This window comes from Luteimonas sp. MJ250, from assembly GCF_039548455.1.
GTDB lineage: Bacteria > Pseudomonadota > Gammaproteobacteria > Xanthomonadales > Xanthomonadaceae > Luteimonas.
In genome coordinates, this window is the sequence record NZ_JBCLVB010000010.1 from 67,444 (window position 1) to 81,578 (window position 14,135).

A 14,135-nucleotide genomic window follows, 5' to 3' on the forward strand; every position below is an offset into this window, starting at 1 on the left:
AGCCGGCCACGGTTCATCCCCGCCACCGGTCATTTCGTCCCCGGGGCGTGTCGTTGCGGCACTTCCGGCTGGTCGCCTTCTCGTTTCCGGGGTGGAATCGCCCCTCTCCGAAAGGTGCCCGGAACATGACGCGACGCCACGACATCGATGCCCTCAGGGTGATCGCCTTCGGCCTGCTGATCGCCTACCACGTGGGCATGGTCTACGTTGCCGACTGGGGTTACCACGTCAAGGCCGGGCAGCAGGCGCACTGGCTGCAGTGGCCCATGATCGCGGTGAACCGCTGGCGGATGCCGCTGCTGTTCATGATCTCGGGCATGGCCCTGGGCCTGGCGATGGCCGCCCGCCCGGCCCGGCCGCTGATGGGCTCGCGGAGTTGGCGGCTGCTGCTGCCGCTGGCGTTCGGCATGCTCGCCATCGTGCCGGTCCAGGCCTACTGCGAAGCATTGTCGAACGGCACGATCGCGCCGGGCTTCGGCCCCTTCCTCATGCGCTACCTGCAGCTGCGGCCGTGGCCCGGCGGCGGCTGGAGCGGCGCGCAGCACGGCGTGACCTGGAACCACCTGTGGTACCTGGCCTACGCCTGGACCTACACGGCGCTGGTGCTGGTCCTGGCCCGCGTCGCGGGCACGGCGGGCGCCGGCCGCCTCGGCGCATGGGTCTGCAGTCGCAGCGCCGCCTGCTGCGTGCTGGTCCCGGCCGCGTGGCTCTTCGCCTGCCTGTGGTGGCTGATGCCCCGGTTTCCCGAAACCCATGCCCTGGCGGGCGACTGGTACGCCCACGCGAAGTACTTCGCCTTCTTCCTGGTCGGCTGGCTGGTGGCATGCGAGCCGCAATTCCGGGAGCGGGTGCAGGCGGCGCGCGGCCGGATGCTGGCACTGGCCCTCGGCGCGATCACGATCGAGCTGGGGCTGCGCGCGGCGGGGCGCAGCCTGCAGCCCGGCGACATCCCGGCGTGGGCGCTGCACGTGGACTGGGCCATGGTCGAACGCATGGCGCGGGCGCTGTATTCGTGGACGGCGCTGCTGGCGATCTTCGGCTGGGCACGGGCGCTCCTGGACCGGCCGTTCCGCTGGCTGCCGTACGCCAGCGAAGCGGTGTACCCCTGGTACATCCTCCACCAGAGCCTGATCGTGCCGCTGGCCTTGGTGGCCCCGGCGCTGGCGCCGCATTCCTGGCTGGAGCCGGTGGTCGTGATCGCGGGAACGGTCGCCGGCTGCCTGCTGCTGCACGAATGCCTCATTCGGCGCGTGCGCTGGCTACGCCCCCTGTTCGGCCTGAAGCCCCGGCGCGAAACGGCGCTCGAACCGCGACCATCTGCCAGCGACTCCAGGCTGGACTCGTACCCGGGGTAGCCGCCGCTGCACGCGCGGCAGCGTAAGCTTCCGGCGCCCGCCGTCGGGCCGTCCCGGAAAACCCGAATGTTCGAAGCCGACCCGATCCTCTGGCTGCAGGGACTGAGCGCGCCCTGGTTCGCCTGGTGCATGCACGCGATCAGCAGGCTCGGCGATAACTGGATCTACGTGCCGGCCACCCTCGCCTTGCTGTTCGGCGCGCGCCTGCGTCCGGGACTCGGGGTGCTGCTGGCGCTGATGCTCGTGGTGGTGGCGACCGACGCCGCCAAGCACGGCTTCGGGCTGCCGCGGCCCAGCGAGGTGGACGCGCGGATCCTCGACGAAGGCGAGGCCGGAAGGCACCTGGTGGGCGACGGCGCCGCGGACGGCTTCTGGGCGCTGCCTTCGCCGGCGGCCATCGCCGCGGCCCGCGCCCGGCCCGACGCCAGCTTCGGTTTCGTCAGCGGGCACACCAGTGCCGCCACCGCCTTCGTGCTCGCCATGGCGCTGCTGATGCGCGCCCGGCGGGCATGGGCCTGGGGACTGGTGGTCGCCTGGCCGCTGCTGATGGGCATCTCCCGGATGTACCTGGGCCGGCATTTCCTTGCCGACGTGCTCGGCGGGCTGGTGGTGGGCGTGGCTGCCGCGCTGCTGGCCGCGGCGTTCGTGCGCAGGCTTGAGGCGCGCGACCCGGGCGCGTGGCGGACCTGGTTGCTCGGCCTCACCGGGGCCGGGGGCCTGGGGCTTGCCAGCGGCTTCGTGCCGTGGCTCGATCCCGGGCATGCCGGCGGCGTGGCCGGCACGCTGCTCTGTATGGGCGTGCTGATGCGCGCAGGCTTCCCCGACGACGCCGGACCCGCGGCCGTGCGGGTGGCGCGCGTGTTGATCGCGCTGGCGCTGGCCTACGGAATCCTTTCGCTGCTGGAAATCGTCTATGCCGCCGGCGGCTGGCCGGCCCGGCATCCCGCAGCATTCGTTTCGATCGCAGGCGGCTACGTCGCGGTGCTCATCGGCGCGGTGGCGCTGCTGCGCGCGCTGCGGCTCTACCGCCCGGCGGCGGCCGCGACGGCGGGCACGGCCGCGGGCTGATCCCCGGCGGCGGTGGCGTGTTCCACGATCAGCTGGATCGCGTCGCCGCCGCGGTAGTCGTCGGGCGCAAGCCGGTAGGCAAGGTGCAGGCGCGACGGCGGCGGCTCGTTGCGCCAGCCACCGAAATGGATCGCCGCAAGCGGCGTCCGCGCACCTTCGCAGCGCAGGCCCAGCTTGAGGTGGCGTTCGCCGACCACGCGCCACTCGAGCACTTCGAATTCACCGTCGAACAGGGGCTCGGGGAAGCCCTGGCCCCAGGGTCCGCCGTCGCGCAGCGCCTCGGCGTGGGCACGGTCGAACTCGGCGGGCGCCAGCGCCCCGTCGCTGTCGATGGTCGCCTCGAGGGTGGCGGCGTCGAGGGTGGCTTCGGCATGGGCAAGGAAGGCCGCTTTGAACGCGCCCAGGTTGCGCGCGTCCAGGCTGAGCCCGGCCGCCATCGCATGCCCGCCGAAACGCTCGATCAGGCCGGGGTGGCGCGCGTCGACGGCGGCCAGCGCATCACGCACGTGGAAGCCGGGGATCGAGCGCGCCGACCCTCGCAGTGCGCTTGCGCCCGGCTCCGCCGGCGCGAAGGCGACCACGGGCCGGTGCAGGCGTTCCTTCAGCCTGGATGCGACCAGGCCGACCACGCCGGGATGCCAGCCGGCGTCGTAGGCGCAGATGGCGGCGCCGACGCCGACGCCCTGCCCGATCCCGTCCAGGGCCTGCACGGACAGGGCGCGCTCGGCCTCGTCCAGCATGCCCTGCTGCACGGTCCTGCGTTCGCGGTTGATCGCGTCCAGGCGCTGCGCAAGTTCACGCGCGCGCGCCGGATCGTCGCAGAGCAGGCACTCGATCCCCAGCGACATGTCTTCCAGCCGCCCGGCGGCGTTGAGGCGCGGGCCGAGCGCGTAGCCGATGTCGCCGGCGCCCAGGCGCGATGCCGTACGACCTGCGACTTCGACCAGCGCCGCCAGGCCGGCGCAGCCGCGGCCCGCACGCAGTCGCCGCAGGCCCGCGGCAACCAGCGCGCGGTTGTTGGCGTCCAGGGGCACGAGGTCGGCGACGGTGCCGACGGCGACCAGGTCCAGCAGGCTCGAGAGATCCGGCCCCTTGCCCTGCAGGCGGCCTTCCGCGCGCATCCGCGCGCGCAGCGCCAGCAGCACGTAGAAAATGACGCCGACGCCGGCCAGCGACTTGCCGGCGAAGCCGTCGCCGCTGCGGTTCGGATTGACGATCGCGTCCGCCGCCGGCAGCTGCTCGCCCGGCAGGTGGTGGTCGGTCACCAGCACCTGCCACCCGAGCGCCTTGGCGGCGTCGATGCCCGCGTGGCAGGCGATGCCGTGGTCGACGGTGACCAGCAGGTCCGGCTGCAGAGGCGCCAGCTCGGCCACCAGCGACGGCGACAGGCCATAGCCGTGGGTCACCCGGTTGGGCACAGCGTGCAGCACTCCGCGCGCACCGAGCATGCGCAGGCCGCGCACGGCGACGGCACAGGCGGTGGCACCATCGGCATCGAAATCGCCGACCACGAGAATGCGGCGGCCCTCGCTGATTGCCGACGACAGCAGCGCGGTGGCGCGCTCGAGGTCGAGCAGGCCATCGGGCGGCAGCAGGTCGGCCAGTCGCGGGCGCGCTGAATCGATGTCCAGGGCGCCGCGCGCGGCGTAGATGCGGCGCAGCAGCGGCGGGATCTCCGCCGGCCATGCAGCGGCCTCGCGCCCGGCATCGCCGGGCATGGCGTCCGCCGGCAGCCGGCGCCGGATGCTGCGAACCGTCGTCACCGGCCCGGCCACGACGCGGCGCGGCGCCAGACGCGCAGCAGGTGTCCGCGCTTCACCGCGAGGCGCCAGCCATCGCCATCGTCCAGGCACAGCGTGCCGATCCGGCCCGCGCGCAGCGCCTCCAGCGCGGGCAGCAACCACTCGCGTTCGATCCACTGCAGGTCGCGGGTGCCCTCGATGTCGTAGACCCCGGGCTCGCCGGTGAACCGCGCAGGCAGCGGCTGGCCGCGTCCGCTGGCGGCGGCCAGCGCGCGCGCGGTGTCGTCGTCGCTGAAGCCGGTCGCGCCATCCCTCCCGCTTGCCGCCGGCAAGCGACCGCCGCCCCAGAACCACAGCGCATTCACGGGCGCCTGGCCGCGCGCCACCCGCCGCGCATTGAGCGGATGGTTGTGCAGCGTGACCTGGGCTTCGCTTTCCAGACTGCGCCAGCGCCGGCCTTCAGGGCTGATGTCGAGGTGGTCGAAGATGTCCTCGCCCAGCGCGTCGCCGGGATCCGAGAACTCCGGCACCTTCGCGTCCTTCGGCAGGCGCAGATACCAGCGCGCCGGATCCGGCGCATCGAGTTCGAAACCGGCGTCGCCGAACAGCGGGCGCAGCGCCGGCAGCAGCTGGTCGCAGTCCTCGCGCGTCAGCGCCAATGCTTCGCCGTGCGCAAGCAGGCGTACGCCGTTGATGTCCGGGCGCAGCCAGACCGGGTCGGCGCGCAGCCAGGCGGAGCCGGCGGCATCGCCAAGCTCGGCCTGCCGCGACAGCGCCGCGATCGGCCAGCCCTCGCCGTGCAGCGGGAAATGCCGGAGCAGCTGGGCACGACGCCCGGGCGCGCCATCGGGTCCGCGATTGCCGCGGCCGAGCAGCTTCATGCTCGCCGCGGACAGGCGCTGCCGCCCGAGTCGCGCGGCGGCCGGGAGCAGAAGGGTGATGCTGCTGGAAGCCGGCATCGCCGGATCAGCCGTAGCTGACCTCGACGATCTCGTACTCGCTGATGCCGCCGGGCGCCTCGATGGTCACCACCTCGCCGGCGTGCTTGCCGATCAGCGCGCGCGCCACCGGTGACGAGATCGCGATCAGGCCCAGCTTGATGTCGGCCTCGAGGTCGCCAACGATCTGGTAGCGCTTTTCCGCACCGGTCTCTTCGTCGGCCAGCAGCACGTTGGCGCCGAACACGACCTTGTCGCCGACCTTGAGCGTCGACACGTCGATCACCTGTGCGTGCGAGAGCTCGCTCTCGAGCTGCTTGATGCGGCCCTCGATGAAGCCCTGCTGCTCGCGCGCGGCGTGGTACTCGGCGTTTTCCTTCAGGTCGCCGTGGGCACGCGCCTCGGCGATCGAATTGATGACGGCAGGCCGCTGGACGCTCTTCAGTTCGTCCAGCTCCGCGCGCAGCCGCTGCGCTCCCTGCGACGTGATCGGTGGTCTCATGTCCGCTTCAATTCCTCATGCAGTTCGTGCAGGGCCCACACCGGGCCGCTGCCACGATATTCAAGAGAATGCAGCAAGGCCTTCGCACCGGCAATGGTGGTCGAATAGGTCACCCGCTGCTGCAGCGCCTCGCGGCGGATCGAGAACGAATCCGCGATCGCCTGGCGCCCTTCGGTGGTGTTGACGATGTAGGCGATGTCGCCGTTCTTGATCAGGTCGACAATGTGCGGCCGACCTTCGGCGACCTTGTTGACCTGCTCGCAGGCGACCCCGTGCTCGCTCAGCCAGGCGGCCGTGCCCGAGGTCGCGACCAGGCTGAAGCCGCGTTCCACGAGTTCGTGGGCCACGGGCAACAGCCGCCGCTTGTCCGGGTCGCGCACGGAGACAAAGGCCTTGCCCGGCGCGGGCGCCTTGATGCCGGCCGCTTCCTGCGCGCGCGCGAATGCGGCGCCGAAACTCTGGCCCACGCCCATCACCTCACCGGTCGAGCGCATTTCCGGGCCCAGGATCGGATCCACGCCCTGGAACTTGGCGAAGGGGAAGATCGCTTCCTTGACCGAGTAGTAGCCGGGCACGACCTCTTCGGTCACGCCCTGGTCGGCCAGGGTGCGGCCGGCCATGCAGCGCGCGGCGATCTTTGCCAGCGGCACCCCGGTGGCCTTGGAGACGAACGGCACCGTGCGCGAAGCGCGCGGATTGACCTCGAGCAGGAAGATCGTGTCATTGCCGTCCTCGTCGGACTGGACCGCGAACTGGGTGTTCATCAGCCCGACCACGCCCAGCGCGCGCGCCATCGCCGTGACCTGCTCGCGCAGGCGGGCCCTGGTATCGGCCGACAGCGAATACGGCGGCAAGGAACACGACGAATCGCCGGAGTGCACGCCCGCTTCCTCGATGTGCTCCATCACCCCGCCGATCAGCACCTGGCCATCGGTATCGGCGATCAGGTCGATGTCGACCTCCACCGCGTTGTCGAGGAAGCGGTCGAGAAGCACGGGCGAATCATTGGACACCTTGACCGCCTCGCGCATGTAGCGCTCGAGGTCGGCTTCGGCGTGCACCACTTCCATCGCCCGGCCGCCGAGCACGTAGCTCGGACGCACGACCAGCGGATAGCCGATCTCGCGTGCCAGCACCAGGGCCTGCTCGGCGCTGCGCGCGGTCCGGTTGGGTGGCTGCTTCAGGCCGAGCTTTTCGACCAGGTGCTGGAAGCGCTCGCGGTCTTCGGCCAGGTCGATGGAATCCGGCGAGGTGCCGATGATCGGCACGCCGTTGGCCTCGAGCGCGCGCGCAAGCTTCAGCGGCGTCTGCCCGCCGTACTGCACGATCACGCCCTTGGGCTTCTCCAGCTCGACGATCTCGAGCACGTCTTCCAGCGTCACCGGCTCGAAGTACAGGCGGTCGGAGGTGTCGAAGTCGGTCGAGACCGTTTCCGGGTTGCAGTTGACCATGATGGTCTCGTACCCGTCCTCGCGCAGTGCAAGCGCGGCGTGCACGCAGCAATAGTCGAACTCGATGCCTTGGCCGATGCGGTTGGGACCGCCGCCGAGCACGATGATCTTGTCGCGGTCGGTGGGCTCGGCCTCGCACTCTTCCTCGTAGGTCGAGTAGAGGTAGGCGGTGGTGGTGGCGAACTCGGCGGCGCAGGAGTCCACGCGCTTGTAGACCGGCTTGATGCCGAAGGCACGGCGCAGCGCGCGCACGGCCTTCTCTTCGACGCCGACGAGCTGCGACACGCGGGCGTCGGAGAAGCCCATGCGCTTGATGCCGCGAAGACGCGATGCGCTCAATCCGTCAACGCCGGCTTCCGCGACCTGGCGCTCGGTGGCAACGATGTCTTCGATCTGGTCGAGGAACCAGGGGTCGATCCAGGACAGGGTGAACACCTCGTCCACGCTCATGCCGGCGCGGAAGGCGTCGGCGACGTGGAACAGGCGATCGGGGCCGGGCTCGCGCAGCTCGCGCCGCAGCGCGGCCTTGCCTTCTTCGCTGTCCAGGTCCAGGCCGGTCGGGTCCAGTCCGGCCTTGCCGGTCTCGAGTCCGCGCAGCGCCTTCTGCAGCGACTCCTGGAAGGTGCGGCCCATGGCCATGACCTCGCCCACCGACTTCATCTGCGTCGTCAGGCGCGAATCCGCCTGCGGGAATTTCTCGAACGCGAAGCGCGGGATCTTGGTGACCACGTAGTCGATCGACGGCTCGAACGAGGCCGGGGTCAGGCCGCCGGTGATCTCGTTCTTCAGCTCGTCAAGCGTGTAGCCGACCGCAAGCTTGGCCGCGACCTTGGCGATCGGGAAACCGGTGGCCTTGGACGCCAGCGCCGAGGAGCGCGACACGCGCGGGTTCATCTCGATCACCACCACGCGCCCGGTCTCGGCGTTGATGCCGAACTGGACGTTGGAGCCGCCGGTGTCGACGCCGATCTTGCGCAGCACGTCGATCGAGGCCTGGCGCAGGCGCTGGTACTCGCGGTCGGTGAGGGTCTGCGCCGGGGCGACCGTGATCGAGTCACCGGTGTGCACGCCCATCGCGTCGAGGTTCTCGATCGAGCAGACGATGATGCAGTTGTCCGCGGTGTCGCGGACCACTTCCATCTCGAACTCCTTCCAGCCGAGCACGGACTCCTCGACCAGCACCTCGTTGGTCGGCGACAGCTCGAGGCCGCGCTTGACGATGTCCTCGAACTCTTCCCTGTTGTATGCGATGCCGCCGCCGCTGCCGCCCAGCGTGAAGCTGGGGCGGATGATGGTCGGATAGCCGACGGTCGCCTGGATCTCGACTGCCTGCTCGAAGGTCTTCGCGACCGCGGCCTTCGGGCACTCCAGGCCGATCTCGCCCATGGCCACGCGGAACAGCTCGCGGTCCTCGGCCATCATGATGGCCTCGCGCTTCGCGCCGATCAGCTCGACGCCGTACTTCTCGAGCACGCCGTGGTCGGCAAGATCCAGCGCGCAGTTGAGCGCGGTCTGGCCGCCCATGGTCGGCAGCAGCGCGTCCGGGCGCTCCTTGGCGATGATTTTCTCGACCATCTGCCAGGTGATCGGCTCGATGTAGACCGCATCGGCCATCTCCGGGTCGGTCATGATCGTGGCCGGGTTGGAGTTCACCAGCACCACGCGGTAGCCCTCCTCGCGCAGGGCCTTGCAGGCCTGGGCGCCGGAGTAGTCGAACTCGCAGGCCTGGCCGATGACGATCGGGCCGGCGCCGATGATGAGGATGGTCTTGAGGTCGGTGCGCCTGGGCATCAGTGCGCCTCCATCAGCGCGACGAATCGGTCGAAGAGCGGGGTCACGTCCTGCGGGCCGGGAGCGGCCTCGGGGTGTCCCTGGAAGCTGAAGGCCGGCGCATCGGTGAGCGCGATGCCCTGGTTGCTGCCGTCGAACAGCGAGCGGTGGGTGACGCGGACGTTGGCCGGCAGCGTCGCTTCGTCGACCGCGAAGCCGTGGTTCTGCGAGGTGATCATCACCCTGCCCGACTCGAGGTCCTGCACCGGGTGGTTGGCGCCGTGGTGGCCGTTGGCCATCTTCAGCGTCCTGGCGCCGACCGCCAGCGCAAGCAGCTGGTGGCCCAGGCAGATGCCGAAGGTGGGCACGCCGGCGGCCAGCACCTCGCGGATCGCGGCAATCGCGTAGTCGCAGGGCTCGGGGTCACCGGGGCCGTTGGACAGGAACACGCCGTCGGGCTTGAGCGCGAGCGCCTCGGCCGCGGTGGTGCGCGCCGGAACCACGGTCACGTCGCAGCCGCGGTCGGCGAGCATGCGCAGGATGTTTCGCTTCACGCCGTAGTCCCAGGCCACGACGCGGAAGCGCGGTGCCACCTTGCGGAAGGTCCCGGCATCGAGCTCGAGGTCGCCCTCGCTCCACTCATAGCGGCTTTCGGTGCTGACCACGCTGGCCAGGTCCATGCCCTTGAGGCCGGGGAACTTGCGCGCGGCCTCGATGGCACGGTCGATATCGATCTCGCCGGCCATCACCGCGCCGTTCTGCGAGCCGCGCGCGCGCAGCAGGCGGGTCAGGCGGCGGGTGTCGATCCCGGCGATCGCGACCACGCCGCGGTCGGCCAGCCACTCGGGAAGCGCGGCGCGGCTGCGCCAGCTGCTGGGGCGGCGCGGAACGTCGCGCACGACCAGGCCTGCCGACCAGACCTGGCCGGATTCGTCGTCCTGGGCGGTGCAGCCGGTGTTGCCGATGTGCGGATAGGTCAGGGTGACGATCTGGCGCGCGTACGAGGGGTCGGTCAGGACTTCCTGGTAGCCGGTCATCGCCGTGTTGAACACGACCTCGCCAACGGAAAGGCCGGGCGCGCCGACGGAAACGCCTTCGAAGACCGTGCCGTCTTCGAGCGCGAGGATTGCGGGTGGGGTCACTGGCGGTCGCCTACGTGGGGTTGCAGGACGCCACCGGCCCGGCATTGGCCGGCCCGGAGGCAAGTGGTTCAGGCGAGCGGGAATGTTACCGGCGCGCGGCCTGCCGCGCCAGCGCGGAAGATGAACCCGGAACGTCTAGAGCAGGTCGCGCAGCCGCCAGGCCCCTGCCTCGCGGCCGTGCAGGCGGCTCGCGGCCAGCAGCGCCCCGCGCGCGAACACGTCGCGACTGGTGGCACGGTGGACCAGCTCGATACGCTCGCCCATGCCGGTGAACTGGACCAGGTGCTCGCCGACCACGTCGCCGGCGCGGAGGCTGGCGTAGCGCGGTTCGGCCCCGCCCCGCTCCGCCACGGCGCCAAGGGCCAGCGCGGTGCCCGAGGGCGCGTCCTGCTTGTGCACGTGGTGGCTCTCTACGATGTCGCAGTCCCAACCGGCCAGGGCCGCTGCCGAGCGCTCCACCAGCTCCTCGAGCACGGCGACGCCGAAGCTGAAGTTGGCCGCCCACAGCAGCGGAATGTCCGCTGCGGCCACCGCCATCGCCTGCCGCTGGGCAGCCGAGAGCCCGGTGGTACCCGAAACCAGCGCTGCGCCACGCTGCCGGCACAGGGCCAGCAGCGGTTCGAAGCCCTCGGGCAGGCTGAAGTCGATCGCGACGTCGAAGGCGGGAACGCCGGACAGCTCACTGGCGGAGAACTGCGGCACGCCGTCGACCACGCGCTGCGGCGGGCGCCGCGACACCGCCGCGACCACGCTGCAGCCTTCGGGCACGCCCTCGGCGCAGAGACGCAGCAGCGCGCGCCCCATGCGGCCGCTGCCGCCGTGGATCAACAATCTGACCGGATCGCCCATGCGGCTAGCCTAGCGACGCCCGGGGGCCGCGACAAGCAGGACAGCGGCCCCGCCGCGTCGCCACCGCGTCAGGACGTCATCCGCTCCCAGAAGCCCTTGACCCCATCGACGAAGGTGCTCGACCGCGGCGAATGGCGGCGCGCGCCCTCGCCGGAGAACGTGGCCTCGAACTGGTCCAGCAGCTCGCGCTGCGCGGGGGTCAGGTTGACCGGGGTTTCCACCACCACCTTGCAGTACAGGTCGCCCGTGGCGCGGCTGCGCACCGACTTCACGCCCTTGTCGCGCAGGCGGAAGACCCTGCCGGTCTGGGTCTCGGCGGGGATGCGGATCTCGGCTTCGCCGCCGAGCGTCGGCACGCGCACCGTGTCCCCGAGCGCCGCCTGCGAGAGGCGGATCGGCACTTCGCAGTGCAGGTCGTCGCCGTCGCGCTCGAAGATGTCGTGCGGACGCACGCGCACTTCGACATACAGATCGCCCGGCTGGGTGCCCGCGGGCCCGGCCTCGCCTTCGCCGGAAAGGCGGATGCGGTCACCACTGTCGACGCCGGCCGGCACCTTCACCGACAGCACCTTTTCCTCTTCCACGCGGCCATTGCCGCGGCAGGACGGACAGGGACTCTTGAAGGTCTTGCCGCGGCCATGGCAGGACGGGCACGGCTGCTGCATCGAGAAGATGCCGCGCTGGAAGCGCACTTGGCCGTTGCCGTGGCAGGTGTCGCAGGTCTCGAGCGTCCCGTCTTCGGAACCGCTGCCCCTGCAGGGCTCGCATTCGACCAGGGTGGGCAGGTCGATGCGGCGCTCCACGCCGGCGACGGCCTCTTCCAGGTCGAGCTCCATCACATAGCCGATGTCGGCACCGCGGCGCGGACCGCGCGGGCCTCCACCGCCGAAGATGTTTCCGAAGATGTCGCCGAAGATGTCGCCCACGTCCGGACCGCCGCCGAAGCCGGGGCCGGCGTTGCCGCCACCCATGCCATGTTCGAACGCGGCGTGGCCGTGCTGGTCGTACATGCGGCGCTTGCCGCCGTCGGACAGCACCTCGTAGGCCTCCTTGCACTCCTTGAACGCAGCCTCGGCGGCGTGGTCGCCGGGGTTGCGGTCAGGGTGGTGCTTCATCGCGCTGCGGCGATAGGCCTTCTTCAGCTCGTCCTCGGTGGCATTGCGGCCGACGCCGAGGACTTCGTAGTAATCGCGCTTGCTCATCGATCAAGGTCCGTGGTGCCTGGTGGACCCGAAGTACGGGGTCCGGATACGCGGCGGGAACCGGAGTTCATCCGGTCCCCGCCATGGGCGTGGCCATCGCGGCCGGGGCCGCTTCCACGACTCCAGGGGCCGTCAGGCCTTGCTGTCGTCGTCCTTGACCTCGGTGAACTCGGCGTCGACGACGTCGTCCGCCGCCTGGCCGGCCGGATCCCGGCCCGCGTCGCCCTGGGCGTCGCCACCCTGTCCGGCTGCACCGACCGCGGCGAACAGCGCCTGGGACACCTCTTCCAGCGCCTTGGTCTTGGCCTCGATCTGGCCCTTGTCGTCTCCCTTCATCGCGGTCTCGACCTCGGCGATGGCGGACTCGACGCGACCGATCACATCGCCCGGGACCTTGTCGCCGTTGTCCTTGATCGCGCTGCGGGTGCCGTGCACCAGGGCATCGGCCTGGTTGCGGGCGCCGACCAGCTCGTGGAACTTCTTGTCGTCCTCGCGGTGCGCCTCGGCGTCGGCGACCATCCGCTGGATCTCGTCGTCGGACAGGCCGGAGCCGGCCTTGATCTCGACCTTCTGCTCCTTGCCGGTCTTCTTGTCCTTGGCGGTGACGTGGACGATGCCGTTGGCGTCGATGTCGAACGACACTTCAACCTGCGGCATGCCGCGCGGCGCGGAATCGATGCCGGAAAGGTCGAACTTGGCCAGCGACTTGTTGTAGCGGGCCTGCTCGCGCTCGCCCTGCAGCACGTGCACCGTCACCGCGGACTGGTTGTCTTCGGCAGTCGAAAACGTCTGCGAAGCCTTGGTCGGGATGGTGGTGTTCTTCTCGATGATCTTGGTGAACACGCCGCCCAGGGTCTCGATGCCGAGGCTCAGCGGGGTCACGTCGAGCAGCAGCACGTCCTTGACGTCGCCGGCCAGCACGCCGCCCTGGACCGCGGCGCCGATGGCGACCGCCTCGTCGGGGTTCACGTCCTTGCGCGGCTCCTTGCCGAAGAACTCGGCCACCGCCGCCTGCACCTTGGGCATGCGGGTCTGGCCGCCTACCAGGATCACGTCGTTGATGTCGCTGGCGCGCAGGCCGGCGTCGTTGAGCGCCGTGCGGCAGGGTTCGATCGTCTTCTTGACCAGGTCTTCCACCAGCGCCTCGAGCTTGGCCCGGGTCAGCTTGATGTTCAGGTGCTTCGGACCGGAGGCGTCCGCAGTCACGTACGGCAGGTTGACCTCGGTCTGCTGCGCGGTGGAGAGCTCGATCTTCGCGCGTTCGGCGGCGTCCTTCAGGCGCTGCAGGGCCAGCGGGTCCTTGCGCAGGTCGATGCCCTGGTCCTTGTTGAATTCCTCGACCAGGTAGTCGATAACGCGCTTGTCGAAGTCCTCGCCGCCGAGGAAGGTGTCGCCGTTGGTGGCCAGCACCTCGAACTGCTTCTCGCCGTCGACTTCGGCGATCTCGATGATCGACATGTCGAAGGTGCCGCCGCCGAGGTCGTACACGGCGATCTTGCGGTCGCCGCCGTCCTTGTCCAGGCCATAGGCCAGCGCGGCCGCAGTCGGCTCGTTGATGATGCGCTTGACGTCGAGGCCGGCGATGCGGCCGGCGTCCTTGGTCGCCTGGCGCTGCGAGTCGTTGAAGTACGCCGGCACCGTGATCACGGCTTCGGTCACCTTCTCGCCCAGGTAGTCCTCGGCGGTCTTCTTCATCTTCTCGAGGATGCGCGCGGAGACTTCCTGCGCCGACAGCTTCTTGCCGTCGCTGGTCTGCACCCAGGCGTCGCCGTTGTCGTGCTCGACGATCGCGTACGGGACCAGGCCGAGGTCCTTCTTGACCTCGGCGTCGGTGAACTTGCGGCCGATCAGGCGCTTGACCGCATAGAAGGTGTTCTTCGGGTTGGTGACGGCCTGGCGCTTGGCGGACGCGCCGACCAGCACTTCGCCGTCCTTGGTGTAGGCGACGACGGACGGGGTCGTGCGGTCGCCTTCGCTGTTCTCGATGACGCGGGCCTTGCCGCCGTCCATGATCGCCACGCAGGAGTTGGTCGTGCCGAGATCGATGCCGATGATCTTTGCCATGGGAATATGCCTCTATGTCTGGATTCGGGGGGGCGGCGATGCCGCCGATGAC

At 70.3% G+C, this 14,135-nt stretch carries 10 protein-coding genes; 2 read left to right on the top strand and 8 right to left on the bottom strand.

Going from position 1 to position 14,135, the window contains the following annotated elements; all coding sequences use genetic code 11:
* Positions 1–125 precede the first annotated feature (125 nt).
* Complete coding sequence (locus WCE37_RS03970; RefSeq protein WP_343278239.1) at positions 126–1,355, top strand: acyltransferase; 1,230 nt, start codon at positions 126–128, stop codon at positions 1,353–1,355.
* Positions 1,356–1,421: 66 nt separating this feature from the next.
* Positions 1,422–2,423, top strand: a complete 1,002-nt coding sequence (locus tag WCE37_RS03975) for a phosphatase PAP2 family protein (RefSeq protein ID WP_343278240.1) — start codon at positions 1,422–1,424, stop codon at positions 2,421–2,423.
* On the opposite strand, the gene recJ is transcribed toward WCE37_RS03975, so the two are convergent.
* From recJ to dnaK, 8 genes are all read right to left on the bottom strand, one after another.
* On the bottom strand, positions 2,378–4,141 hold the full coding sequence (gene recJ / locus WCE37_RS03980; RefSeq protein WP_343278656.1) for a single-stranded-DNA-specific exonuclease RecJ: 1,764 nt from the start codon (positions 4,139–4,141) through the stop codon (positions 2,378–2,380). The genes WCE37_RS03975 and recJ overlap by 46 nt on opposite strands.
* 41 nt (positions 4,142–4,182) lie before the next feature.
* Positions 4,183–5,124 (bottom strand): phosphoglycerate mutase, encoded by a 942-nt coding sequence (locus WCE37_RS03985; protein ID WP_343278241.1) that lies wholly within the window; start codon positions 5,122–5,124, stop codon positions 4,183–4,185.
* 7 nt (positions 5,125–5,131) lie between these two features.
* Positions 5,132–5,593: a transcription elongation factor GreA gene (greA, locus tag WCE37_RS03990; RefSeq protein ID WP_343278657.1), complete on the bottom strand. Its 462-nt coding sequence runs from the start codon at positions 5,591–5,593 to the stop codon at positions 5,132–5,134.
* A gap of 8 nt (positions 5,594–5,601) precedes the next feature.
* Positions 5,602–8,847, bottom strand: a complete 3,246-nt coding sequence (gene carB / locus WCE37_RS03995; protein WP_343278242.1) for a carbamoyl-phosphate synthase large subunit — start codon at positions 8,845–8,847, stop codon at positions 5,602–5,604.
* The gene (gene carA, locus WCE37_RS04000) at positions 8,847–9,968 is read right to left on the bottom strand and encodes a glutamine-hydrolyzing carbamoyl-phosphate synthase small subunit (RefSeq protein WP_343278243.1); all 1,122 of its coding nucleotides are present in this window, start codon (positions 9,966–9,968) and stop codon (positions 8,847–8,849) included. Before carA ends, carB begins: the two co-directional genes overlap by 1 nt.
* Before the next feature lie 135 nt (positions 9,969–10,103).
* Complete coding sequence (locus tag WCE37_RS04005) at positions 10,104–10,817, bottom strand: dihydrodipicolinate reductase C-terminal domain-containing protein (protein WP_343278244.1); 714 nt, start codon at positions 10,815–10,817, stop codon at positions 10,104–10,106.
* A 68-nt stretch (positions 10,818–10,885) separates the two neighbouring features.
* The gene (gene dnaJ, locus WCE37_RS04010; protein WP_343278245.1) at positions 10,886–12,019 is read right to left on the bottom strand and encodes a molecular chaperone DnaJ; all 1,134 of its coding nucleotides are present in this window, start codon (positions 12,017–12,019) and stop codon (positions 10,886–10,888) included.
* A gap of 132 nt (positions 12,020–12,151) precedes the next feature.
* Positions 12,152–14,083 (bottom strand): molecular chaperone DnaK, encoded by a 1,932-nt coding sequence (dnaK, locus tag WCE37_RS04015; protein ID WP_343278246.1) that lies wholly within the window; start codon positions 14,081–14,083, stop codon positions 12,152–12,154.
* Positions 14,084–14,135: the final 52 nt, after the last annotated feature.